Origin of the sequence: Haliea salexigens DSM 19537 (genome assembly GCF_000423125.1) — a bacterium.
Taxonomy (GTDB): domain Bacteria; phylum Pseudomonadota; class Gammaproteobacteria; order Pseudomonadales; family Halieaceae; genus Haliea; species Haliea salexigens.
Genome location: NZ_AUHJ01000013.1, coordinates 1 through 24481, shown reverse-complemented (window position 1 = coordinate 24481; position 24481 = coordinate 1). Strand labels below are relative to the sequence as shown.

The following is a 24481-nucleotide window of genomic DNA, read 5'->3' as shown; positions in this document are numbered from 1 at the left end:
GCATTTAAAGGGCGCTGAAATCCACCTCAGGCAAACGTTCAAACCCGGGGCGGGCAAAGAAGTAGCCCTGCATCAGTTCCACCCCCGCATCGCGCAGCCACAGCATCTCGTCGCGCGACTCCACGCCCTCGGCGAGCGGCGTGATATTCAGGTCCCGGCACAGGTTGATGCAGTTGCTGACAATGCACTGCCGTGCGTGGTCATGGCTGATATTGCGGATTAGCCCCATATCGAACTTCACCAGATCGGTCTGGAAATCGGCCAGTAACCCCAGGCCCGCGTAGCCGGCGCCGAAATCGTCAATGGCAGTAATAAAACCGAGCTTCTGGTAGTAATCGACGATACGTTTGATGAAGTCACCATCTTCAACACGTTCCACTTCCGTGAATTCGAACATGATCTGGCTGGTGGGAAACTCGTACTTGCGTGCAGCCTCCAGAGTGGTGCGAATGCAGCGCTCTGGATTGTAGACGGCGTTGGGAAGAAAGTTGATGCTGAGCATGGCATCAACCTTCAGTTTCGACGCCAGGGAAATTGCCTTGATGCGACACAGCTGGTCGAACAGGTAGCGATTGTCTTCGGTCACTTTTTCGATAACCGAGTAGGCCGACTCTTCATTCAAACCACGAACCAGCGCCTCGTAACCGTAGATGGTATTTTGCCGCAGGTCGACGATAGGCTGGAAGGCCATGGTGAAGTCGAAGCCGAGGTCGTCATCACCTGAGCATTGGCCGCATGCCAGCCGATCATCGATAGTGAGAATATCATCCACGCTTGCCTCCTCGCTGGATGCTCCGGGTAATGGTGACTGCAAGAAGCTGAATACCGGGGCTTGCGCCCACAGCAACACGTTTTCATACCCTGATTTACGCTCCCATTGTAGACGCTACCGTTGAGGCTGGCGAACCTGACGCCAACACAGCCCACGAGCTGGCTGCTGGTTTTCGTCGCATTGCATCCCGCAGGATGAGCGGTGAGAATGCAAGCACACGCAACACCGCGCAATGGCGCCTGCAAGAGGGCCTGTGCCATGAATCAGCAGACGGCAGACATCGTGATCGTGGGTGGCGGGGGCGCCGGCCTGCGCGCAGCGATTGCCGCAGCGGAGGCCAACCCCGGCCTGGATATTCTGCTGCTTTCCAAAGTGTACCCGATGCGCAGCCACACCGTGGCGGCGGAGGGCGGCTGCGCTGGCGTCATTCAGCCACACGATAGTGTGGATGCACATTTTGACGACACCGTCGCGGGGGGTGACTGGCTCTGCGACCAGGACGTGGTGGATTATTTCGTGCGCCACGCCACCGAGGAAAACCTGCGCCTGGAGCACTGGGGCTGCCCCTGGAGCCGAAAGCCGGACGGCAGCATCAACGTGCGCGCTTTCGGCGGCATGCAGATAGAGCGCACCTGGTTTGCCGCCGACAAGACCGGCTTCCATATTCTGCACACCCTGTTCCAGACCTCGCTCCAGTACCCGGCCATTCGTCGCTGCGACGAGTATTTCTGCACCGACCTGCTGGTGGAGGACGGCCACTGCGGCGGCCTGCTGGCTATCGACATGCGCAGCGGCGAGCAGACATTGATTGCCGCCCCCGCCGTCATTCTCGCTACCGGGGGCGCAGCTAGAGTCTACCGCTACAACACCAACGGCGGCATTGTGACCGGCGATGGCATGGCGCTGGCCTACCGTCAGGGCGTGCCGCTGCGCGACATGGAGTTCGTGCAATACCACCCCACCGGCCTGCCTGGCTCCGGCATTCTGATTACCGAGGCGGCGCGTGGTGAGGGTGGCGTACTCACCAACCGCGATGGCTACCGCTACCTGCAGGATTATGGCCTGGGCCCGGAAACCGCACTGGGCCGTCCACAGAACAAGCACATGGAACTGGGCCCGCGCGACCGCCTCAGCCAGGCGTTCTGGCACGAACAGCGTGCCGGCCGTACCGTGGCCACCGAGCGGGGCGACGCGGTGTATCTGGACCTGCGACACCTCGGCGAACAGCATATTCAGGAACGACTGCCGTTCATTCGCGATCTCGCGCGCACCTACGTCAACGTGGACGCGGTGCGCGAACCGATTCCGGTGCGACCCACGGCCCACTACACCATGGGTGGCATCCAAACTGACCGTCATACCGCCACCTGCCTGCCCGGACTTTATGCGGTGGGCGAGTGTGCCAGCGTCGGCCTGCATGGTGCGAACAGGTTGGGGTCCAATTCACTGGCGGAGCTGAGTGTATTCGGGCGCCTGGCCGGAGAACAGGCGGCCGACCGTGCCGCGCAGGGGCATGCGGTGAATCCACTCGTGCTGCGCCAGCAGGCGGAGGCGCGCGCGGCCGAACGGGAAGCCCTGCGCACGGCAAACGGCACGGAGCGCCTGGCGGTGCTGCGGGATGAGATGGCTGCGGCGATGGAAGCCGGCATCGGCATATTCCGTACCCCCGCGACCATGGCCACCACCGCCGGGAAAATTGCCGAACTCAAGGCGCGCTACCAACAACTCGGCCTCCGCGACCGCAGCCACGCCTTCAACACGGAATGGTTACAGGCCATAGAGCTCGGCTTTCTGCTGGACGTGGCGGAAGCCATGAGCCACGCAGCGCTCGCCCGTCGGGAGTCCCGCGGCAGCCACCAGCGTCCGGAGGATTTCCCGGTGCGGGACGACGCGAACTTCCTCCGCCACAGTCTGGCTCAGCAGCAGCATGACGACGCACCCGTCATCAACTGGCAGGACGTGGTCATTACCCGCTCGGCGCCAGGTGAACGGCACTATGGCGGCAAGGCGGCCGGGGGGGCGGGCACGTGAACGACACTCTCGAACTGGTAGTCACGCGCTACCTCCCCGAGCAGGACACGCAGCCCCGGGAGCAAAGCTACACGGTGCCCTATGGGGAAGACATGTCCGTGCTGGACGCGCTCAACTACATCAAGGACGAGCTCGACCCGTCCCTGAGCCACCGCTGGTCCTGCCGCATGGCGATTTGCGGCAGCTGTGGCGTGATGGTGAACGGGGAGCCGAAACTGTCTTGCAAGACGTTCCTGCGCGACTACCGGAGCGCGGGGGTGGTGAGGGTGCGCGCGCTCGACAACCTGCCGGTCGAGCGAGACCTGATTGCGGACATCAGCGGTGTGGTCGAGCATATTGCGGCGGTGAAGCCGTGGCTGATACGCCACAGTACTGCACCCGCCACTGAGGCGCACACGCAAACCCCGGCACAGATGGCGCGCTACCACGCCTTCAGCCAGTGCATCAATTGCGCGCTGTGCTATGCCGCTTGCCCGCAGTTCGGGCGCAACCCCGAGTTCCTGGGCCCCGCCGCGCTGACCCTGGCCCAGCGCTACAACCTCGATTCCCGTGACGAAGGCCGCGAGGAACGCATGCCTTGGCTGAACGCCGAGGAAGGTGTGTGGAGCTGCACCTTCGTCGGCTACTGCTCGGAAGTCTGCCCCAAGGATGTCGACCCTGCGTCAGCCATCAACCGCGGCAAGGTAGCGTCGGATATCAACTACGGTGTGAACCTGTTTCGCCTCTTGCGAGGCAAGGGCGACGTCTGAGCCGCGGTAAACATTCCTGAACCCCAGCTTGCGCTGATGCAGCGCTGCCCTCCGGCACCATTGCAAATCGTAATGATAATAACTATCATTCGCGAATTGCGGTGGCAGTGGCCGCGGCGTTTACCAGTCGACATCAGTGAGGGGGTTCAATGAAAACGGTTTCGGGCGAACAGTGGCTGACAGGGGCGCTGCTACTGGGCTTGTGGCAGGGTACGGCTGTTGTAGCAGAGGACAGCACGCCGGTATTGGAGGAGCTGGTGGTCTACGGCGCAGGTTACCGCACCACCGGCACCAAGTCGGACCTGCTGCCCATGGATGCACCGATGAGCTACGAGATCTACGATGGCGAGTTACTGGCGCGGCGGCAGGTGGACACCGTCAACGAGGCGCTGCGCTATGTGCCCGGGGTTACGCCAGAGAATCGCGGCACGGTCACCATCTTCGACCAGTACACCATCCGCGGCTTTGACAGCTACTACAACTACTACGATGGCCTGCCCCTGCAATACAACAACCTGTGGAACCTCGTTCCGCAGGTGGACGCTTTCGCCACCGAGACAATCGAGATACTCAAGGGACCCACCTCAGTACTGTACGGCTCCGCACCCCCCGGCGGCATGGTCAACCAGACTGCCAAGCAACCCCTGGGAGAACAGCAAACCCTGTTGCGCCTGCGCAGCGGCAGCAGTGACCTGCGCGAAATAGGCCTTGATAGCACCGGCCCCGTCAGTGACAGCGTCAACTACCGCCTCATCACCCTGTGGCGGGAAAGCGATGGACAGCAGGTCACCACGGAAGAGGAGCGCCGCACGCTGGCGCCTTCCCTGACTTGGGACATCTCGTCGCGCACACGCCTCAACGTCAACCTCTATTATCAGGACGACCCGGCCCTGGTGCCCTCGACACCGCTGCCGGCGCTGGGCACGCTGTATCGCGCCGACTACGGACGTTTGGGCGCCGATGCATTCGCCGGGGATCGTGCCTGGTCGGGCATGGAGCGCGAAGTCACCCTGTTGGGTTACAAGCTTGACCACGCATTCAACGACCAGTGGTCCTTCCTGCAGAACTTCCGCTATACGGATGCCGAGGCCCTGCAGAAAAACACCTACAACTACGGTCTGCAACCCGATGGCCGCACGCTTACCCGCAGCGCCTACTTCACAGACGAAGCGCAAGAGGGTTTCGTGGTAGACAACCAGCTGGCCTGGAGCACAGAACTTGCAGGCGCCTCCCACCGTGTTCTGCTCGGCGTTGAATACCGCGAGCTGGATTCCGACATTCGCTACGGCGACACGCTGGGCTTTGCTACGCCCGCCATTGACCTGGCGGCACCCAACCACAGCCTGTTCGACCCCGCGAGCCTGCCTTTGAACAGCTATACCGAAAGCCACCGTATCGAACAAGAGCAAGTGGGCGTGTACCTGCAGGATGAAATTCGCTGGCAGGCGCTGACGGTGGTGGCCGGCCTGCGCTGGGACGATTACGAGAGCAGTGATGTCGCCGAGAACAACTATCTGGGCTCTGCCTATGGCAGCACTACAAAGATCAACCAGGATGAAGTCAGCGGCCGCCTTGCCGCCATGCTCCACCTGAACGGTGGCTGGGCACCCTACCTGAACTACTCCGAATCCTTTGAACCCACCTCCGGCCAGGATTCCCTCACCGGCCAGGCCTTTGAGCCGACCACAGCGGAGCAGCTGGAAGCGGGTGTGAAGTATCAGGCGACAGACCGCGACCTCACCCTGACTGCCGCGTGGTTCGACCTGCGCAAGCAGAATGTGGTGGTGAACACCCCTGACTTCATGCAGTACACCCAGAACGGCGAAGTGAAGTCACAAGGGGTAGAACTGGCCCTGAACACCCGACTCGGGCAGCAGTGGACGCTGGACGCTACCGCCACCTGGCTGGATGTTGCGGTCACCGATAACCCCCTGAACCCGGCGCTGGTGGGCAACACGCCGGTGTGGGTCGCAGACCGTCAGGCGGCACTGTGGCTGGGCTGGGAGCCGTTGCCAGCGCTGGCGTTCAACGCCGGCGTTCGCTACGTGGGCGAAAGCCAGCTGGACGCGGCCAACACCGACACCCTGCCGTCCTACACGCTCTACGATCTGGTGGTTTCCTGGGCCATCGATGACACCTGGGAGCTGGGCCTGAGCGCCACCAACCTCACCGACGAAACCTACGTGGGCGCCTGTTATGACGCCAGCAACTGCTGGATGGGTGTCGAACGCCGCGTGGAAGCGGTGCTCAACGCGCGCTTCTAACGCCGTGCGCCGCTGGGTATTCAAACTGCACAGCGCGCTGGCACTGCTGGCGCTGCTGCCCCTGTTGCTGATCGTGTTGACCGGCAGCTTGCTGGTGTTCAAGTTCGAAATCGACAGCCTGCTCCTGCCGAGCCAGGTGCTGGTGCAGCCCCCCGAGGGAGCCCGGCGCCTGCCGCTGGAGGAGCTGATGGCGCGTATCAACCGCGCCCAGCCCGACTACGAGCTGGGCAGCTGGGAGTTGTTCGACGACGGCCGCACCGCTGACCGTGTGTACCTGATTCGGCGCGGCAGCGAGCAGTGGTTCAAGGCGCATCTGAACCCCTACAGCGGCGAACTCCTGGACCAGCCGGCGGGACTGCACCACGCCCTGACCGACTGGCTGCTTAACCTGCACTACACGCTGCTGCTGGACGGGCGCTTCGAGTCCGCCCCACACCTGGGCTTGATCGTGGGTTTGCTGGCCGCCATTTGCCTGAGCGCCCTGGGCATCTCCGGGCTGATCCTCTACCGGCGTTTCTGGCGGCACTTCTTCAGCTTTCGCCGGGACCATCGGCCAATGGTGGTAACGCGCCAGCTGCATCGCCTGCTCGGCATCTGGAGCTCGCCTGTTCTGCTGCTGGTGGGTTTGACCGGGCTCTACTTCAATGCCGTTGCCTATCTGGAGGAGTCCGAGGAGCACGCAGAAGGCGGGCACCACATCATGCAAGAACGCCTCTATAACGACAGCCTGGATTTCGATGCGCTACTGGCAGACAGCCGCCAGCAGATCAGCGGCTTCGAGCCCACCTACCTGTTGTTCCCCTTCGAGCCCGGCCAGGCCTTTACCGTGTTCGGTGCCGTGCCCGGCATGAGCATACTGGCCAGCGAATACGGCTCCGCCGTGAGCTACGATGCGCACAGCGGTGAGGTCGCAGCGGCCTACGATCTGCGCGAGCAGCCGCTGCTGGCGCGCGCGGTCGACAGTTTCCGCAAGCTGCATTTCGGCCACTTTGCCGGCCTGCCATCGAAAGTCATCTGGGCGCTGGGTGGCCTGTGTATGGTCGCCATGCCGCTGACCGGCCTGGCGATGTGGTACAGCCGCAAGCGCCGGCAATGGACGCGACGGGGCACCGCCGCACAACCCGCGTAGTAATACATCAGTAGTCAATCCCTCCGCACCATTAGCGATGGCATGACGCAGAAAGTCGCGGTGAAGAAGTGGCTATGAAGAAGATGCGGGGGAGCACAGGCTCTGCTACTGTCCCTGTACTGGCCGACACCAAAGGCACCCACATTGCCGGCAGCGTGCGTGAGCACACTACCGCGGCAGCCTGCACAGGCGTCGGACAGCAACCACGGCGTACAACCCATCCGCTTGGTGCGAGGTAGAGGCAATGCGCAAACCCTGGCAACCCCGCCAGCCACGCGACTGGTGGCTGCATAACCCGGCCTACCGCCGCTACATGTTGCGTGAAGCCACCGCGCTGCCCCTGTTGCTCTACACCCTGCTGCTGCTCGCCGGCATCTATCAGCTCGCGCGCGGGCCGGTTGCCTTCAGCGCCTGGCTCGCCTGGCTACAAACGCCGGCGATGCTCGTTCTGCAGGGCATCGCCCTGGCCGCGGCGCTGCTGCACGCAGTCACCTGGGTGGCGCTGGTGCCAAAGATCCTGGTCATTGACAGCGACCGCCTGAGCATTGCCCCACGGCATGTGCTGCGTGCCCACCAGCTCGGCGCACTGGGCTGCAACCTGGGCCTGATCGCCGCCACACTGTGGCTGCTGTGGCCCGTGGGAGGACACTAGCCGTGCGGCGCTCTCACGAACCCATCAGCTGGTCACTGTTCGGTGCCGGTGGCATGCTGCTGGCGCTTATTGGTCCCGGATTGATAGTAAGCACGCTGTTGCTGCCCTCGCTGGCACAGGACCCGCAGGCCCTCTATGTCAGCTTCAGCACCGGCCTGCGTCATCCACTGGGCACCTGCGCGGCGCTCGCCGTGGTTGCCCTGCCGCTCTACCACACGGCACATCGCCTGTATCACGGCCTGCACGACCTGCATATCACCGGGCCAGGCTGGCTACTGGGGGGATTTTTCTACGGCGGGGCAACCGCGCTCAGCGCGTTGTGTGCGTTCTGGCTATTCACGCTATAGCCGGAACAGGCCGTCGCTAGCGGCGGACTTCAATGCCCCGTTCTGCCATATAGGCCTTGGCCTCGGGCACGGTGTATTCCGCAAAGTGGAAAATGCTCGCCGCCAGCACCGCATCGGCGCCGCCGAGCAGAATGCCGTCCACCAGGTGCTGCAGGTTGCCAACGCCACCGGAGGCGATCACCGGAATATCCACGGCATCGGTAATGGCCCGCGTCACACCCAGCTCAAAGCCGTTCTTGGTACCGTCGCGGTCCATGCTGGTAAGCAGGATTTCCCCCGCCCCCAGCTCCGCCATTTTCACCGCCCAGGCCACCGCATCGATTCCGGTGGGTTTGCGCCCGCCGTGGGTGAAGATTTCCCAGCGCGGCTGGCCGTCCACATCGGCCACGCGCTTGGCGTCGATGGCCACCACAATGCACTGTGCCCCGAAACGCTGCGATGCCTGCCGCACCAGCTCCGGGTTGTGAATAGCGGCAGTGTTGATGCTGACCTTGTCCGCCCCCGCATTGAGCATGGTGCGGATGTCGTCGACCGAGCGAATGCCGCCGCCCACCGTAAGCGGGATGAACACCTGTTCGGCAATCTGCTCTACCGTGTGTACCGTGGTCTCGCGGCCCTCGTGGCTGGCGGTGATGTCGAGAAAGGTGATTTCATCGGCGCCCTGCTCGTTGTAGCGGCGGGCGATTTCCACCGGGTCACCCGCGTCGCGGATCCCCACGAAATTGACACCCTTGACCACGCGTCCGTTGTCGACATCGAGGCAGGGGATGATGCGTTTGGCCAGGCCCACGCGTCAGCCCGCCGTGTCACACAGGCGCTGGGCTTCAGCCACGTCCAGCGTACCCTCGTAAATGGCGCGACCGGTAATGGCGCCGCAGATGCCTTCATGGGCCACGGCCCGCAGGGCGCGAATGTCGTCCATATTGGTGATGCCGCCAGAGGCGATGACCGGAATACTGGACGCCCGGGCCATGCCCAGCGTCGCTTCCACGTTCACACCCTGCATCATGCCGTCGCGGGCGATATCGGTGTAGACGATGGCGGACACACCATCCGCTTCAAACTGCCGGGCGAGGTCTGTTGCCAGCACCGTGGACACTTCCGCCCAGCCGTCCGTTGCCACCAGGCCCTCTTTTGCGTCCAGGCCCACGATCACCTTGCCGGGAAAGGCGCGGCAGGCCTCGGCAACGAAGGCCGGCTCCTTCACCGCTTTGGTACCGATAATCACGTAGTCCACGCCGGCACGCACGTAGTGTTCGATGGTGTCCAGGCTGCGAATACCGCCGCCGATCTGGATCGGCAGGCCGGGGTAGGCCGCCGCGATTGCGGTAACCACCTCGCCATTCACCGGCTCGCCGGCAAACGCGCCGTTCAGGTCCACCAGGTGCAGGCGCCGGCAGCCGGCGTCTACCCAGCGCCGAGCGACGGCAACCGGGTCATCGGAGAACACCGTGCTGTCCTCCATCAGGCCCTGGCGCAGGCGCACGCACTGGCCGTCCTTGAGGTCGATAGCGGGGATAATCAGCATGCGGGAGTCCAGTTGATGAAATTGCGCAGCAGTTGCAGCCCGGCGGTGTGGCTCTTCTCCGGGTGAAACTGGGTGGCGAAGAGGTTGTCGCGGGCCAGTGCGGCGTCGGCACACACGCCGTAGTCGACGCTGCCGGCAAGCAGCGAACGGTCGCCGGCGGTAACGTAGTAACTGTGCACGAAATAAAAGCGGGTGGCATCCGGGATGCCATTCCAGAGTGGGTGCTCACTTACCTTGCGAACCTCACTCCAGCCCATGTGCGGCACTTTCAGGCGCTGCCCGTCGGCGTCGTGCAGGGGGTGGCCGAAATGGCGCACCGTGCCGGGGATCACGTTCAGGCAGTCCACACCGCCGTTTTCTTCCGAGTGGCTCATCAGCGCCTGCATACCCACGCAAATGGCCAGCACGGGCTTGTGTTGCTCGGTAAGCGCTACCTGCAACAGTTCGTCACAGCGCAGGCGACGTATCTCTGCCATGCAATCACGAATGGCGCCGACGCCCGGAAACACCACGCGATCCGCCGCGCGAATCTGCTCCACATCGTGGGTCACCACCACCCGCTCGGCGCCCACATGCGCCAGCGCACTGGCCACCGAATGCAGGTTGCCCATACCGTAGTCGATCACTGCCACTGAACCGCTCACGGGTGTTACAGCACACCCTTGGTGGAGGGCATCATGCCAGCCATGGCAGGGTCTGCCGACAGCGCCATACGCAGTGCGCGGCCAAAGGCCTTGAACACCGTTTCGATCTGGTGGTGCGTGTTGTCGCCGCGCAGGTTGTCGATATGCAGCGTCACCTGGGCGTGATTGACGAAGCCGTGGAAGAATTCCTGAAACAGGTCCACATCGAAACCGCCCACGGACGCGCGGGTGAACGGGATGTGATACACCAGCCCGGGCCGACCCGAGAAGTCCACCACAACACGGGACAGCGCTTCATCCAGCGGCACGTAGCTGTGGCCGTAGCGCACAATGCCTTTCTTGTCGCCCACCGCTTTGGTAAACGCCTGGCCGACGGTGATACCAATGTCCTCCACCGTGTGGTGGTCATCGATGTGCAGGTCACCCTTGGCATGGATGTCCAGGTCGATCAGGCCGTGACGTGCGATCTGGTCCAGCATGTGCTCAAGGAAGGGTATGCCGGTGTCGAATTTCGCCTGGCCGGAACCGTCGAGATTCACCGTCGCGGTGATCTGCGTTTCCAGCGTGTTGCGAGTTACACTCGCCTTGCGCTCAGACATGCTGTTCTCCAGAACCTGCACGGGCGGATGGGACCGGGGCGTGCCCGGAAAAGCGCGCCATTATAGAAGAAAGCCGGGGCGAATTCACCGTTCTATCTACCGCGGTCTATCCGCCACGGGCACACGCACCGCTGGCATCTACAGCGAACAACCGCCAAACCTCGCCGCCAGCTGCTAAACTGCAGCGCGCCCGGCAACGTAACAACGTAACACCCACCGCATTCAAACACGGCAGGCGCAACCCCACGGGGCACTGCCGCAAAGGACAGAACGCTCATGCACGCCACTCTACCCCTGCTGGAAGCCACCGATTTCCCCGCTATCAGGCGCGGCGACCTGCAGACCCTGCAGGTCAACCTGGGCTACCTGTGCAACCAGAGCTGCGTGCACTGCCACGTCAACGCCGGGCCCACACGCACCGAGATGATGAGCGACGACCTTATCGACCTCATTCCACGGGTATTGCAAGCACGCGACATCTCGCTGCTGGACCTCACCGGCGGCGCACCGGAAATGCACCCACGTTTTCGTGACCTGGTAGGCGCAGCCACCGCCCAGGGCGTGAAAGTGATGGACCGCTGCAACCTCACTATCCTGCGCGAGCCGGGGTACGAGAGTATGGCCGCTTTCCTGGCAGAGCACCGGGTCGACATCGTGGCCTCCATGCCCTGCTATTCGCCGGCCAACGTTGACCAGCAACGCGGCAACGGTGTGTTCGACAAGAGCATTGCCGCCCTGCAGGCGCTGAACGCCCTGGGTTACGGCCAGCCCGGCAGCGGCCTCGCGCTGAATCTGGTGTACAACCCGCTGGGGCCCAGCCTGCCCCCCAGTCAGCAGGCGCTGGAGGCGGACTACAAGCGGGAACTGCGCGCGCATTTCGGTATCGAATTCAACGCGCTGTTCACGCTGGCCAACATGCCCATAAAGCGCTTTGGCAGCACGCTGATTTCCAAAGGACAATTCGCGAGCTACATGCAGTTGCTGAAGGATGCCTACCAGCCGGGCAACCTGGATGGCGTGATGTGTCGCTCGCTGGTGAGCGTGGACTGGCAGGGCTATCTGTACGATTGCGACTTCAACCAGCAATTGGAGCTGCCTCTGCCCGGGCAGGGCAGCCGACCCGAGCTGCACAGCCTGCTGGTCGAGGATGTGCACGGCGCAGAGATACGCACCGCCGACCATTGCTATGGCTGCACCGCTGGCCAGGGCAGCAGCTGCGGCGGCGCGCTGAACTGAGTTACACCACAACCGGGTGCCCTCGGAGGCTCCCCCAAGGATAACAACGGTGAACCGAAAGCTCTTGATTGTGCTGGCCCTGCTGGGCCTCGTGCTGGCGTTTTTTGCCCTTGGCCTGCACAGCTACCTGACCCTCGACCAGTTGAAAGACAGCCAGGCCCGGTTTGCCGACCTGCTGGCGGCACACCCGGTGGCGGTGCCGGCGGCCTATTTCGCCATTTACGTCGTTGTCACGGCGCTCTCGCTGCCGGGTGCTGCCATCATGACGCTGGCCGGCGGCGCGCTGTTCGGTCTGGGTTTCGGCCTGCTGCTGGTGTCCTTCGCGTCCAGTATCGGCGCCACCCTGGCGTTCCTGGTTGCCCGCTTCCTGCTGCGCGACAGCGTGCAGCAACGCTTCGGCGAGCGCCTGCGTGCCATTGACCGCGGCATTGAGCGCGATGGCGCGTTTTACCTGTTCACCCTGCGCCTGGTGCCCGTTTTCCCCTTTTTCATTATCAACTTGGTGATGGGCCTTACCCGCCTGCGCACCTGGACGTTCTACTGGGTCAGTCAGGTGGGCATGCTGGCGGGCACTGCGGTGTACGTGAACGCCGGCACGCAACTCGCCGGCATTGAGCGTATCGGCGACATTCTCTCGCCGCAGTTGCTGCTGTCATTCGTGTTACTCGGCCTCTTCCCCTGGGTCGCCAAACTGTTGGTGGGCACCATACAGCGCCGCCGCGTATACCGTCGCTGGCAGCGGCCGGCGCGCTTCGACCGCAACCTGGTCGTGATTGGGGCAGGCGCCGGCGGCCTGGTGTCCGCCTACATCGCGGCGGCAGTGAAGGCGAAAGTTACCCTGGTGGAAGCGCACAAAATGGGAGGTGACTGCCTCAACTACGGCTGTGTACCGAGCAAGGCACTGATCAAGAGCGCCAAAGTCGCGCACCAGATGCGCCACGCCGACGACTATGGACTCAGCGCCGTTCAGCCGCAGTTCAGCTTTCCCGCCATCATGGCACGTATCCACCGTATCATCGCCGCCATCGAGCCCCACGACAGTGTGGAGCGCTACACCGGCCTCGGCGTGGAAGTGCTGCAGGGTTATGCCCGCATTGTCGACCCCTGGACCGTAGACATCGCGTTGAACAACGGTGGCACACAGCGGCTGACCACCCGCTCGATCGTGATTGCCGCCGGTGCCGCGCCGCTGGTGCCGGACCTGCCCGGGCTGGAAGACGCCGGATATGTCACCAGCGACACTCTCTGGGAGCGTTTCGCCGAGCTGGACGCCTTACCGCAACGCCTGGTGGTGCTGGGGGGCGGACCGATTGGCTCCGAACTGGCCCAGGCCTTCGCCCGGCTCGGTGCCGAGGTCACACAGGTGGAGCGCGGCCCGCGCATCCTGCCGAAGGAAGACCTCGAAGTAGCCGAGTTAGCGCGCGAGGCGCTGGCGGCGGACGGCGTGCAGGTGCTCACCGGGCATACCGCGTTGCGCTGCGAACAGCACGGGGGCGAAAAGCGACTGATCGTGGAACACGCCGGCACCGAGCTGGCCGTACCCTTCGACCAGCTCTTGGTCTGCGTGGGCCGACAGGCGCGGCTCACAGGCTACGGCCTGGAGGAGCTCGGTATTCCCACCAACCGCACCGTGACCACCAACGATTATCTGGAAACCCTCTACCCCAATATCTATGCCGCGGGGGATGTGGCCGGGCCTTACCAGTTCACCCACACCGCAGCGCACATGGCCTGGTACGCGGCCGTCAACGCGCTGTTCGGGCAATTCAAGCGCTTCAAGGTGGACTATTCGGTGATTCCCTGGACCACCTTCATCGATCCGGAGGTGGCGCGCGTGGGCCTGAGTGAGCAGGAGGCCATCGACCGCGGCATCCCCCACGAGGTTACCCGCTTCGAGCTCGCCGAGCTGGACCGCGCGATCGCCGACAGCGCCACCCGGGGCTTTGTGAAAGTGCTCACCGTGCCCGGGCGCGACCGCATTCTGGGCGCCACCATCGTTGGCACCCAGGGCGGCGACCTGCTGGCGGAGTTCGTGCTGGCCATGCGTCACGGCTTGGGATTGAACAAGATCCTCGGCACCATCCACACCTACCCCACGCTGGCCGAAGCCAACAAATACGCCGCCGGCGCGTGGAAGAAGGCCCACGCACCGGAGCGTATCCTGCGCTGGTTGCAGCGCTACCACCAGTGGCGCCGGGGCGGCACAGACTGAGCGTGCAGCGCCCCGGAGGCCTGCAACGTCGCGCGTGCTACCCCGCCGGATCCTGCAGGTAACGCTGCAGGAACGCGTCGGCGGCGGGCAGCGCGCTGCCCACGGTCAGGAAGGTGAGAATGTGACCGCGGGCCGGCAATCGCTTCAGATCCACCGGCACATCGTGGGCTTGCAGAGCGCTGGCAAACTCTTCGGCGTGGTCGATGGTCACGAGAGTATCGGCGCCGCCGTGGAACAGGTAGAAGGGTGGCGCACCCGCGTGCACCCGCGTCACCGGAGAGGCGGCGACAAAGGTTTCAGGAATTTCCGTGATGCGCCCACCCAGGAATTGGGGCACCAGGTTGCCCCCGGGGTACTTGCGCAAATCCATGGGGGAACCGCCGGCGATCACTACAGCCGGGCGCGTCTGCGCACCGCCCCAGGGCCTGTCCAGGTCGTCCCCGGTGCCTGCCGCCAGTGCCATCAGGCTCAGCAGGTGGGCACCTGCCGAGTAGCCAAATGCGGCGATACGCTGTGTATCCAGCTGCAGTTCCGGCGCCTCGCGGTGCAGCCAGTGCATGGCCTGCTGCAGGTCGTAAACCTGGGCGGGGTATTTTGCCTCGGGGGCAAAACGGTAGCTGGCGTTCAGCACCACATACCCTTTGCCCACGTAGTAGCGCGCCAGGCGCGTCATGTCATCGCGGCTGCGCCGCTCCCAACCGCCGCCGTGTACCAGCAGCATCCCGGGGAAGGGGCCTGTGCCCTGAGGCCGGTAAACGTCGGCCTGCAACGGCTCCGGCCAGTCCGACGGTGTGTAGATGACTGTGTTTATCGCGGCGGCGGGCTGTTTCTGCCCCAGCACCACGCCACAGCCCGCCACCGTGAGTGACGCCGCAGCGACCACCGTGGCAACCAGCAACTTCATCGTCTGCAATCCATTTCTGCTTTCTTCATGTCCAACTTACGCAACGGGAATCGATTCGGCCCTCTCCGGGGTGATAACGCTTTGTGGCAGCAGAACTGCAGTACACTACGCCAATGCCTACACCACCTTCATTCGCCGGGCGCGTGCTCACCTGGTTTGACCAGCACGGCCGCAAGGATCTGCCCTGGCAGTACGATACCAGCCCCTACCGGGTTTGGGTGTCGGAAATCATGCTGCAGCAAACCCAGGTGCGCACGGTTATTCCGTACTTTGGGCGTTTCATGCAGCGCTTCCCCGATGTGCAGGCGTTGGCAGCAGCACCCATCGACGAAGTTCTCCACCTGTGGACCGGGCTGGGGTACTACGCGCGGGCGCGCAACCTGCACCGCGCGGCACAGGAGGTGTGCAGCGAGCACGCCGGCAACTTTCCACGCGACCTGGAGGGGCTGCAGAGCCTGCCCGGCATCGGCCGCTCCACCGCCGGCGCGATCCTCGCCATTGCCTTCGCGCAGCGGGCGTCCATTCTGGATGGCAATGTAAAGCGCGTACTGGCGCGCTTTCACGCGGTTGCCGGTTGGCCCGGGCAAACGGCCGTGCACCGCCAGTTGTGGGACTTCGCCGAGCAGCACACGCCACAGCAGCGCGTGGCCGACTACACACAGGCCATGATGGACCTCGGGGCCACCCTGTGCACACGTAGCCGGCCCCGCTGTGCGGAGTGCCCGTTGCAGGCTAGCTGCAGCGCGCATGCGCAAGGCCTTGAGGGCGAGTTCCCGGGCAAGAAGCCGCGCAAGGTGTTGCCGGTTCGCTCGACCGTATTTCTGATCCTGCGTGACCGACAAGGCCACGTGCTCCTGCAACAGCGCCCGGCGAGCGGCATTTGGGGAGGGCTGTGGTGCTTTCCTGAACTGGACTCGGTTGAGGCCGCCGCCCCGTGGTGCCGTGACCGGCTCGGCCGCGAGCCCTCAGCAACACTGCCGGGACCGCCCTTTCGTCACACCTTCAGCCATTACCATCTGGATATTCAGCCCCTGCACGTACAGCTGGCACTACAACCCGAGGCCGTCATGGAAGCCAGTGACCAGCTCTGGTATAACGTGAAAAAACCCCTTGAAATCGGCCTTGCCGCACCGGTCGCCCGGTTGCTGGCAAGCCTCTGACCGCGGAGCAAACACATGTCCAGAACCGTATTCTGCAAGCGCTACCAGCAGGAACTGGAAGGCCTTGACGCACCACCCTACCCCGGCCCCAAGGGCCAGGATATTTACGACCACGTGTCGAAACAGGCCTGGAACGAATGGCAGGCGCAACAGACCATGCTGATCAACGAAAAGCAGCTGAGCCTGATTGACCCGGCGACGCGCAAATACCTGCAGGAGGAAATGGACAAGTTCTTCGCCGGGGAAGAACACGACCGTGCCGAAGGCTACGTGCCACCCTCGAACAGCTGATCAGGCGCGGGTCTCGATCAGCTGCATCCAGTAGCGCAGCACGGTGGTCTGGCCGAAGGCCAGCTTGAGGCACACCAGCAGGGGCACCGCGAGCAGCACACCAACAAACCCCCACAGCCAGCCCCAGACCAGCAGCCACACCAGGATCACCAGTGGGTTCAGACGCATGTTGCGCCCCAGCACCAGCGGGGTAATCACCTGTGCTTCCACCAGGTTGATACTGAAATAGACCAGCGCCGGCAGCAGGGCATGGGCCACCGGGCCGTACTGCACCACCCCGGCCAGAACCAGCAGAACGACACCCAGCAGCGGGCCTACATAGGGCGCAAAGTTCAACATGCCCACCATCACACCCCAGAGCATCGGGTCCTGCACACCCAGCACCCAGAGCACGCCACCCACCGCCAGACCCAGGCAGGCATTGATCAGGCTCACCGTGAGGATGTAGCGCGACAGCTCCACCTGTACCGTGCGCACCAGCTCGAGAGATGCGCGCTGGTCGTTAATCCCGGGGAATATATCCACAAAGGCGGCAAACAGGCGCGAGCCGAAAATCAGCAGGAATAGAATCAGCAGGACTGTTGTGAGTAGCTGGGCGATTACCACCGGTGCCGCACCCAGGGTGGCCAGCAACAACTCCAGGCCGCCCTGTTTGAGGCGCTCGCTCACCCGGTCCGGCTCGCGTTCGCCCTTCTCGCCGCCGCTGCTCTCGGCCTCGTCGCTCTCACTGCCAAACAGGCCGAAAAAGCTGAAGCCCTCCTCCGGCTGCGGGGGTTTCTCCGCCTGGGGTGAAAGCTTGTCGGTGAGGTCATCCACCTCATTCGAGAGTTTCTCGGTGAGCCGCGGGATCGCTTCCGCCCAGCGCTGCGCCGGCTCCGCGAGCTGGCTGCCCAGCAAGGCCACGGGGCCGCCAATGAGGGCCAGAATAAGCACCGCCGAGATAGTGCGGGGCACGTAAAACCGCTTGAGCAGTTTCACCAGGGGGTTCAGGAGCAGCGCAAAGAACAACGCCACGAAAACCGGCATCAGCAGGCTTTTGGCGAAATACACCGTATAGAGCACCGCCAGTGCAGCGAGGGTGCGCAGTGACAGCGTGCCGGGAGGAAGACGCGCTTCACTCATGGTAGCGGGTTCCCTCCGGCAAACACGGCCCGCAGAATGTTGTGCGGCAACAGGGGCCAGAGCCGCACGCCGTGGCGCAGCAAGCGGGAGGCACGTGGATTGCGAACACTGGCCGAGAACACCCGATCCACGATGAACCCGGTCAGGAAACCACCGCCCACCAGCCAGCCGGGGTGCGCTGCCCGCAGGTAGGCAACCCGCCTCTCACCGTTGGCCTGCAACTGCTGCCAATGCGTATCCAGCCGACTCTCCGCGGCTTGCAACTCACGAACTCTCTGCTTGCGGCTTGTTGCCATTGCCCGTCTCCATTATGGCGCGCAACTGGCGCCGGGTCGCCGGCAGTGCAAGGCTGCGGGCATAACGCCGCGCCGCCAACCACAGCAGCAGTAAGGCCGCGACCTGTAGCGCAGTAAACGCCACCAGCCCCAGCGCCACCGATTCCGATGCGGCATAGGCCCACCACGCCAGCAGCACGCTTAAACCCAGCCAGGTAAAGATCAATAGCGGCACCACGGCCAACACGACCAAAGCCAGCCGACCGGCATCGCCGACAGCCAACTGCAGCTCCAGCACCAGCAGCCGGGAAAACTGATTGCCCGCCTCCAGAGCTTGTTGCAGTAGTGCCTGCCAGTTCCGGAACTCAGCTTCCAGCCCGGCACCACCACTGGCGGTGTCACTTTCACGGGCCTGCTCATTGGCGGCGCCGCCGGGTTCAGCTGCGCGGCTGTAATCGCCTGCAGCGGATTCCCGCGCAGGCTCCTCGGGTAAAGGGCTCAATGCCGGGACAGCAACCGCGAGACCAGCAAGCCTGCAAAGAAGGCAATGCCTATGGTCGCCAGGGGTTTGTCGTGAACGTAACGCTCCACTTCGTGGCCGAGCTCATCGGCTTTGTCTTTGCCCTTTAGCAATTGCTTCATGGCATCTTCCTTGAGATCCAGGCCCGCCGCCTCTGCGGCCTGGCGGAAATGCTGCTGGGCGTCCAGCATGTTCTGGTAGGCGGCCATCGCCGCCTCTTTGCCGGAATCCAGCTCCTTCTGCTGCGCGGAGGTTTTCTTGTCTGTGGACTCTGCCATTTGAGCTCCCTCGTAATCGCTATCCATTTGTTCGTGCCCCCAGCATAGCCCAAGCGGCGCGCAGTCGCATCTTCACCGGAATGTCACGGGAACGACACGCCACCTTAACCTGCTGCCGTCATCTTGCTTCCTCCGCTCGCACGGGGCGGAACATTCATTGATCCATCATTATTTTGGGGACCCGCCATGTATTCATCTTTACGCAAACCGCTGGCCATCGCGGTTGCTTCTGTATTCTCGCTTCCACTCTACGCACAGACCGCCGGGGGCACAGCAGAACCATCGAGTGCACTGCTCGAGGAAGTGATCGTGACCGGCACACGGGTTGAGAACAGAACCTCCTTCGACGCCATGGCGCCGGTAGATGTCGTCTCCGAAGAAGCGCTGAACAGCGTGGCATCCAGCGAGCTGGTCGACAAACTCACTCACATCACACCCTCCTTCAACGTACAGCGTCTGCCACTAAATGATGGCCTGATTTATGTGCGCCCGGCCACACTCCGCGGCCTTTCACCGGACCACACCCTGGTGCTGGTGAATGGCAAGCGACGTCACCGTTCGGCATTGCTGGGGTTTCGCGGCGCGCAGGGTGCCGACCTTGCCCAGATCCCCAGCTTTGCCATCAAACGTATTGAGGTGCTGCGCGATGGTGCTTCAGCCCAGTACGGCTCCGATGCGATTGCCGGCGTAATCAACCTGATTCTTGACGATACCGAGGGCTTCTCCTCCTACATTCAGGGTTCGCAGTATTCGGAAGGTGATGGCGATGAGCTGCAGGTAGGCTTGCGCGCCGGCCTGAACCTGGCCGACAAAGGCACACTGACCGGCACCCTCGAATACACCGATGCCGAACCAACCTCGCGCTCCCGTCAACGCCCTGACGCCATCGTGTTTCAGCAGGAAAATCCCGGCCTGCAGGTGCCCGATCCGGTTCAGAACTGGGGACAGCCAGAACGCACTGCTCTGCGCGTAGCGCTGAATGGGGACTACGCCCTGAGCGGCAGCGCGGAACTCTACGCTTTCGGCACCTACGGTGACGGGGAAGGCACCAGCGATTTCAACTGGCGCAACCCAGAATCGACATCGGCCTACCGTCCCAGCCCTACTGCATTTCCCGATTTTGATCTCAACGACATCTTTCCCGCCGGCTTCTCACCCCAGTTCTCACAGGAAGATCAGGACCTGTCCACCGTGGCCGGGGTGCGCGGTGACGCTGGCTCGCAGCTCACCTGGGACGGCAGCGTGTCCTACGGTCGCAATACAATTGACTACTACATCGGTAACACCATCAACGGCTCCCTCGGCCCGGCCAGTCCCACCTCGTTTTACGCGGGGTCCCTGATTCAGAGCGAAACCAACCTGAACCTCGACTTCGTGTACAGCTGGGAGCTCGGCGCACTCAGCGGCCCTGCGAACCTGGCCTTTGGTGCCGAGCGCCGCCGTGAAGCCTACGAAATCGAGGCGGGTGAGCTGGCTTCCTACGAGGTGGGCCCCGGCGCCGTTGACGGATTGCCCTCGGGTTCCAACGGCTTCCCGGGCTACAGCGCCGACCAGGCCGACACCTACGACCAGGAGAGCTATGCAGTTTACGTCGACCTGGAAGCGCCAATGACTGAGCAACTCACGCTGGGGGTTGCCCTGCGCTACGAGGACTTCTCCGAGTTCGGCGACACCACCGACGGTAAATTTTCGTTGCGCTACGAGTTTACCGATGGCCTCGCTTTCCGCGCCACCGCCGCGACGGGCTTTCGCGCACCCACCCCGGGTCAACTGGAGAGCACGCGCACCTCGCAAGGCCTGGACACGCAAACACTGAACCTGTTCACCAACGGGCGCCTGTCTCCCACCGATCCGATCGCGCAGGTGTTTGGGGCTCAGCCATTGCAGGCAGAGGAATCCACTTCATTCACCGCCGGACTGACCTTCCGTACAGACGGCGGCTTCAGCGGGTCTCTGGATGTGTATCAGATTGAAGTCGACGACCGTTTCGGCCAATCGCAGACCTTCAGTGTTACCGATGAGATCCGTGAGGGGCTGATCGCTCAGGGTGTGCCCGGTGCCGACTCTATCAATGGCGTGAATTTCTTCACCAACGCCTTTGACACCAAAACCCGTGGCGTGGACCTGGTTGCCAGCTACCGCATGGCGGCGGGTAGCGGCAACCTGATGCTGGGCACCGCCTGGAACTACAACGATACGGAAGTCACACGTACCGACGGCACCATCGGCGAAATTGGCGTAGTGCGGCTGGAGGACGGGCTTCCCGAACTCACCGGCAACGTGTCGCTGGAGTACCGCGTAGCGGGCTTTGACCTGCTCGCGCGGCTGCGCTACTACGGCCCCTGGACTGACTCCAGCGGTCAGCCAACGGGTGATATCTATCAGGAATTCGGTGAAGAAACCGTGTTTGACCTGTCCGCCGGCTACGCATTCGACGGTGGCCTGCGCGCCACCCTGGGGGCAGAGAACCTGTTCGACAGCTATCCGGATGAAGCGACATTCCAGGCGAACCGCGGGCTCATCTACTCGCGGAATTCGCCCTATGACACCGACGGCGCACTCTACTACCTGAAACTGAGCTATACCTACTGAAGACGGCAACATCAGGTGGCTGCCAGTGCATTGCGCTGGCAGCTACCTCCTCACAACAGGAATACACCATGCCCACAGATCTCGCTCGGAGAGCGTTATTGCGCCGCGCTTTGGCGCTTTCTGCCGCGGCGGCACCCGCCCTCACAATGGGCGCGACCGGATCAACAACTGCAGGCTTGCCAACTACGCCGGCGAACGCCCAGTTTTGGGAACGAGTACGCGAACAATACTGGTTCCCGGACGAAATTGCACAACTGGAAAACGGCAACTGGGGTGTTATGGCTCGCCCGGTGCTTGAGGCGTACAACCGCCACACCTTTCAGGTCAACCGCGATGCCTCCTATTTCAGCAGGCGCGAGCTCTATCCCGAGCTGGAAGCCATTCGTACCGAAGTGGCGCAACTGCTGGGGGCCTCGCCAGATGAAATCGCCTTTGCCCGGGGTGCCACCGAGGTACTGCAGAACCTGATCAGTGGCTACCAGCGACTGGAACCCGGTGATGCCGTCATGTATGCCGATGTCGACTACGACAGCATGCAGTCCGCCATGGCGTGGCTACAGGAGCGACGCGGCGTTGCGCTGCGCACCATCGACCTGCCAGAGCGCGCCAGCCAGGCGCAATTGCTCGAGACCTATCGCGCGGCATTGGACGCAAACCCGAACGTGCGGCTATTGCTGCTGACCCACATCAGCCACCGGCACGGCATGCTGATTCCGGTGCGCGACATCGTGGCCATGGCGCGGGAACGGGGCGTGGACTGTATCGTCGATGCAGCCCACTCCTGGGGGCAGATGGACTTCACCGTCGCAGACCTGCAGGCGGACTTCATCGGCTTCAACCTGCATAAATGGATGGGAGCGCCCATTGGCGTGGGCGTGATGTACATCCGCCGGGAACGCCTGGATGCGATTGCCCCTTACCTGGGCGAGCGGGACGTTCCGGAGGACGACATTCGTTCGCGTATCCACACGGGCACGTCGAATTATGCCGCGCTCCTCAGTGTTCCAGACGCGCTGGCCTTCCATCGCCAGATCGGTGCCGACAACAAAGCCGCGCGGCTGGCTGAACTGCGCAGCTACTGGGCGCAACGCGCCGCGGATATACCGGGCGTGGAGGTGCTGACCCTGAACAGCGCAGAGGACCACGCGGGCATTAGCGCCTTTCGCCTGCGGGGTGAACGCACGCCCGCCGGCAATCGGGCAATCGCGCAACGCCTGCTGGACCGTCATGGTGTGTTCACGGTGCACCGCACCGGCCTGGCCGGGGGCGCCTGCGTGCGCGTAACCCCGGCGGTGTTTACCCGCTTTGCGGAGCTGGACCAGCTACTGATTGGCCTCAAGGCCCTTGCCACTGCTTGACTCCCGCAGCCACTACGGTTTTAATACGCACCCTCCGCTATAGCAGTACACGCCCGGATAGCTCAGTTGGTAGAGCAGGGGATTGAAAATCCCCGTGTCGGCAGTTCGATTCTGTCTCCGGGCACCATCTTTCGACCGTTTTTCGTCACGGTCAACCAGTCAGTAATCCCAAATACATCAACAAGTTACCGCCGAGTGATTCTCACTTGGCTGACATTATCGTTCTAGCTTCTCACCAACCGCAGCGGCGTGTGTTGAATCGATTGTGTCCTAATTGTGCCATCGATCCGACACGCAGCCGCTTGCAAGTGATCAGCCGCCAAATGCGCATAGCGCAATACCATCTCAAAGCTGGACCAGCCCCCCAATGCTTGTAGCTCTTGGAGAGACGTTCCGTTCTGGACGTGCCAGGACGCCCAAGTATGGCGCAGGTCATGCCAGCGAAAATTCTCAATCCCCGCTCGCCCCAACGCCGCTTTCCACGCTTTTGTGGAAGTGCGATCCACTGGCTTATCCGCATAAGTAAACACCCAGGCACTGTGTTTGCCCCGCTGACCTTCTAAAACGCTCAGCGCGGAATCGTTCAACGGAACGGCAATCGCCTTACGCGACTTGGATTGATCTGCATGAATCCAGGCCATACGACGTGCAACATCCACTTGATCCCAGCGCAGATAACTCACATTGCGTTGCCGAAGCCCGGTGGCCAAACTGAATTCAGCCAGAGCTGCCAAATGTGGCGGCAACTCCTTCAACAACAATGCTGCCTCCTCACGGGACAAATAGCGCACACGCTTTTTCGGTTCAGGATAGAGCTTCACGCGCGGACATCGGTCGATCCACTCCCAGTCATCCCGGGCAGCTCGCAAAATAGCGCGAACCAGCGCCAGGTACCGATTGGCGGTGGATGGGGTGGCCTCAATTTTCTTGAGCACCCCTACCTGGTCTACCCGGTCCCGGCTGATTTCGTCGAGGTACAAGCCCCCGAAATACCCATCCAGCCAACGCAGTTTACCCAGGTCTTTGTCTCGATCCGCTTTGTGATCCTTCTCCTGTACCCAACGCACCACAGCCTCCTGCCAGGTGCGTCTTGGCTTTTCACCGAGACGGTGAGCCCGCCACAGGCTTACTTTCAAGTGGTCGTGGTATTCCTGCGCTGACGCGCGGTCTTCAGTCCCAGCAGAGCGGCGTATTCGCTGCCCCGAGGGGGTCCGCACATCGACCCACCAGACCGGTCCTCGTCTATAAATTGCCATAAGGGTTTCTCCTTACAGCCACTTACGGACGCTTGCCCGGACCCACCATACGACGATTCCAGAAAAGCGACAAGATCCTCCTCTCTGAACACCCAGCGGCGCCCGGGCTTCGCGCCCCGCAGCAAACCCGCGTGCGCCAAGCGCCGCACGGTCGCCTCCGCGATCAGGAGCAAGCTCGCCGCTTCTTCGACCGAGTACGTTCGCATGCCCCCTCACTCTGCGTATACCGCTGAAGCCTGCCACCCATTCCATTTGAAGGCTGCCACGCGGACCGGAGCAAAGCTGCCACCCATCGGAGCGTAGCGACGCGGGGTTTGCATTGTTACTCGGAAGCAGTGGTGCTCGTCAACTTGGCCTGGCGTTTTCGCATCGACTCTCCTCTCAGATTGATCTTGTAGGCGTTGTGTACCAGCCGATCAAGGATGGCATCCGCCAGGGTCGCGTCGCCGATGACGCCATGCCATTCCTCAATGGGTAACTGACTGGTGGCGACAGTGGAGCGGCGTCCGTGGCGGTCCTCCAGTACCTCCAGCAGGTCGCGCCGGTTCTCGGCGCTCAGCTT

25 protein-coding genes and 1 tRNA gene are annotated in these 24481 nt (G+C 62.9%); 13 read left to right on the top strand and 13 right to left on the bottom strand.

What is annotated here, in order from left to right; all coding sequences use genetic code 11:
- Positions 1 to 4: 4 nt before the first annotated feature.
- Entirely contained in the window at positions 5 to 772 is a 768-nt protein-coding gene (locus G533_RS0114435) for an EAL domain-containing protein (RefSeq protein ID WP_027950568.1), read from the bottom strand.
- Between the two features lie 258 nt (positions 773 to 1030).
- Here G533_RS0114435 and frdA point away from each other — a divergent pair, with 258 nt between their 5' ends.
- From frdA to frdD, 6 genes are all read left to right on the top strand, one after another.
- Positions 1031 to 2803, top strand: a complete 1773-nt coding sequence (gene frdA, locus G533_RS0114430) for a fumarate reductase (quinol) flavoprotein subunit (RefSeq protein ID WP_027950567.1) — start codon at positions 1031 to 1033, stop codon at positions 2801 to 2803.
- The gene (locus G533_RS0114425) at positions 2800 to 3552 is read left to right on the top strand and encodes a succinate dehydrogenase/fumarate reductase iron-sulfur subunit (RefSeq protein WP_027950566.1); all 753 of its coding nucleotides are present in this window, start codon (positions 2800 to 2802) and stop codon (positions 3550 to 3552) included. The genes frdA and G533_RS0114425 overlap by 4 nt, the downstream gene beginning before the upstream one ends.
- 149 nt (positions 3553 to 3701) lie before the next feature.
- Positions 3702 to 5816, top strand: coding sequence for a TonB-dependent siderophore receptor (locus tag G533_RS0114420; RefSeq protein WP_027950565.1), 2115 nt, complete (start codon positions 3702 to 3704; stop codon positions 5814 to 5816).
- Between the two features lie 4 nt (positions 5817 to 5820).
- Positions 5821 to 6945 carry a PepSY-associated TM helix domain-containing protein gene (locus G533_RS0114415; protein ID WP_027950564.1) on the top strand — a complete coding sequence of 375 codons (1125 nt, stop codon included), beginning with the start codon at positions 5821 to 5823 and terminating at the stop codon, positions 6943 to 6945.
- Between the two features lie 244 nt (positions 6946 to 7189).
- Positions 7190 to 7597, top strand: coding sequence for a succinate dehydrogenase/fumarate reductase transmembrane subunit (locus tag G533_RS0114410; RefSeq protein ID WP_027950563.1), 408 nt, complete (start codon positions 7190 to 7192; stop codon positions 7595 to 7597).
- Positions 7598 to 7599: 2 nt separating this feature from the next.
- Positions 7600 to 7944 carry a fumarate reductase subunit FrdD gene (frdD, locus tag G533_RS0114405; protein ID WP_027950562.1) on the top strand — a complete coding sequence of 115 codons (345 nt, stop codon included), beginning with the start codon at positions 7600 to 7602 and terminating at the stop codon, positions 7942 to 7944.
- A 16-nt stretch (positions 7945 to 7960) separates the two neighbouring features.
- Here frdD and hisF read toward each other — a convergent pair whose 3' ends face one another.
- The 4 genes from hisF to hisB are packed head-to-tail and all read right to left on the bottom strand — an operon-like array spanning position 7961 to position 10715.
- Entirely contained in the window at positions 7961 to 8734 is a 774-nt protein-coding gene (hisF, locus tag G533_RS0114400; RefSeq protein ID WP_027950561.1) for an imidazole glycerol phosphate synthase subunit HisF, read from the bottom strand.
- Positions 8735 to 8737: 3 nt separating this feature from the next.
- On the bottom strand, positions 8738 to 9472 hold the full coding sequence (gene hisA / locus G533_RS0114395; RefSeq protein ID WP_027950560.1) for a 1-(5-phosphoribosyl)-5-[(5-phosphoribosylamino)methylideneamino]imidazole-4-carboxamide isomerase: 735 nt from the start codon (positions 9470 to 9472) through the stop codon (positions 8738 to 8740).
- The gene (hisH, locus tag G533_RS0114390; RefSeq protein WP_027950559.1) at positions 9466 to 10116 is read right to left on the bottom strand and encodes an imidazole glycerol phosphate synthase subunit HisH; all 651 of its coding nucleotides are present in this window, start codon (positions 10114 to 10116) and stop codon (positions 9466 to 9468) included. The genes hisA and hisH overlap by 7 nt, the downstream gene beginning before the upstream one ends.
- Positions 10117 to 10121: 5 nt before the next feature.
- Entirely contained in the window at positions 10122 to 10715 is a 594-nt protein-coding gene (gene hisB / locus G533_RS0114385; protein ID WP_027950558.1) for an imidazoleglycerol-phosphate dehydratase HisB, read from the bottom strand.
- 276 nt (positions 10716 to 10991) lie between these two features.
- Between hisB and arsS the strand changes: the two genes are divergently transcribed.
- Together arsS and G533_RS0114375 are read left to right on the top strand one after the other, a co-directional pair.
- The gene (gene arsS / locus G533_RS0114380) at positions 10992 to 11951 is read left to right on the top strand and encodes an arsenosugar biosynthesis radical SAM (seleno)protein ArsS (RefSeq protein ID WP_027950557.1); all 960 of its coding nucleotides are present in this window, start codon (positions 10992 to 10994) and stop codon (positions 11949 to 11951) included.
- A gap of 49 nt (positions 11952 to 12000) precedes the next feature.
- Entirely contained in the window at positions 12001 to 14163 is a 2163-nt protein-coding gene (locus G533_RS0114375; RefSeq protein WP_035528344.1) for a dihydrolipoyl dehydrogenase family protein, read from the top strand.
- 37 nt (positions 14164 to 14200) lie between these two features.
- On the opposite strand, the gene G533_RS22155 is transcribed toward G533_RS0114375, so the two are convergent.
- Positions 14201 to 15067: an alpha/beta hydrolase gene (locus tag G533_RS22155; RefSeq protein ID WP_084639020.1), complete on the bottom strand. Its 867-nt coding sequence runs from the start codon at positions 15065 to 15067 to the stop codon at positions 14201 to 14203.
- Positions 15068 to 15180: 113 nt separating this feature from the next.
- On the opposite strand from G533_RS22155, the gene mutY reads away from it, so the two are divergent.
- Complete coding sequence (gene mutY / locus G533_RS0114365; RefSeq protein ID WP_027950555.1) at positions 15181 to 16227, top strand: A/G-specific adenine glycosylase; 1047 nt, start codon at positions 15181 to 15183, stop codon at positions 16225 to 16227.
- A 15-nt stretch (positions 16228 to 16242) separates the two neighbouring features.
- The gene (locus G533_RS0114360; protein WP_027950554.1) at positions 16243 to 16518 is read left to right on the top strand and encodes an oxidative damage protection protein; all 276 of its coding nucleotides are present in this window, start codon (positions 16243 to 16245) and stop codon (positions 16516 to 16518) included.
- On the opposite strand, the gene G533_RS0114355 is transcribed toward G533_RS0114360, so the two are convergent.
- Genes G533_RS0114355 through G533_RS22150 form a run of 4 tightly spaced genes read right to left on the bottom strand, consistent with a single transcriptional unit; the run spans position 16519 to position 18713 of the window.
- Positions 16519 to 17640: an AI-2E family transporter gene (locus G533_RS0114355; protein WP_027950553.1), complete on the bottom strand. Its 1122-nt coding sequence runs from the start codon at positions 17638 to 17640 to the stop codon at positions 16519 to 16521.
- Complete coding sequence (locus tag G533_RS0114350) at positions 17637 to 17936, bottom strand: hypothetical protein (RefSeq protein WP_027950552.1); 300 nt, start codon at positions 17934 to 17936, stop codon at positions 17637 to 17639. The genes G533_RS0114355 and G533_RS0114350 overlap by 4 nt, the downstream gene beginning before the upstream one ends.
- Positions 17905 to 18417, bottom strand: a complete 513-nt coding sequence (locus G533_RS0114345; RefSeq protein ID WP_027950551.1) for a hypothetical protein — start codon at positions 18415 to 18417, stop codon at positions 17905 to 17907. The genes G533_RS0114350 and G533_RS0114345 overlap by 32 nt, the downstream gene beginning before the upstream one ends.
- A complete protein-coding gene (locus G533_RS22150) occupies positions 18414 to 18713 on the bottom strand; it encodes a glycine zipper domain-containing protein (protein ID WP_035528339.1) in 300 nt (99 codons plus the stop codon). Before G533_RS22150 ends, G533_RS0114345 begins: the two co-directional genes overlap by 4 nt.
- A 186-nt stretch (positions 18714 to 18899) precedes the next feature.
- On the opposite strand from G533_RS22150, the gene G533_RS0114335 reads away from it, so the two are divergent.
- From G533_RS0114335 to G533_RS0114325, 3 genes are all read left to right on the top strand, one after another.
- Complete coding sequence (locus G533_RS0114335; protein ID WP_027950550.1) at positions 18900 to 21305, top strand: TonB-dependent receptor plug domain-containing protein; 2406 nt, start codon at positions 18900 to 18902, stop codon at positions 21303 to 21305.
- Positions 21306 to 21373: 68 nt separating this feature from the next.
- Positions 21374 to 22663 (top strand): aminotransferase class V-fold PLP-dependent enzyme, encoded by a 1290-nt coding sequence (locus G533_RS0114330; RefSeq protein WP_027950549.1) that lies wholly within the window; start codon positions 21374 to 21376, stop codon positions 22661 to 22663.
- Positions 22664 to 22714: 51 nt separating this feature from the next.
- Positions 22715 to 22790 (top strand) — tRNA-Phe (locus G533_RS0114325).
- Between the two features lie 97 nt (positions 22791 to 22887).
- Here the strand turns inward: G533_RS0114325 and G533_RS0114320 are convergent.
- The 3 genes from G533_RS0114320 to G533_RS0114310 form a co-directional block, all read right to left on the bottom strand.
- A complete protein-coding gene (locus tag G533_RS0114320) occupies positions 22888 to 23799 on the bottom strand; it encodes a tyrosine-type recombinase/integrase (protein WP_240472449.1) in 912 nt (303 codons plus the stop codon).
- The gene (locus tag G533_RS25375) at positions 23796 to 24125 is read right to left on the bottom strand and encodes a helix-turn-helix domain-containing protein (RefSeq protein ID WP_084639019.1); all 330 of its coding nucleotides are present in this window, start codon (positions 24123 to 24125) and stop codon (positions 23796 to 23798) included. Before G533_RS25375 ends, G533_RS0114320 begins: the two co-directional genes overlap by 4 nt.
- A gap of 116 nt (positions 24126 to 24241) precedes the next feature.
- Positions 24242 to 24481 (bottom strand): ATP-binding protein (locus G533_RS0114310; protein ID WP_035528336.1); only part of this gene is annotated, 240 nt, incomplete at its 5' end.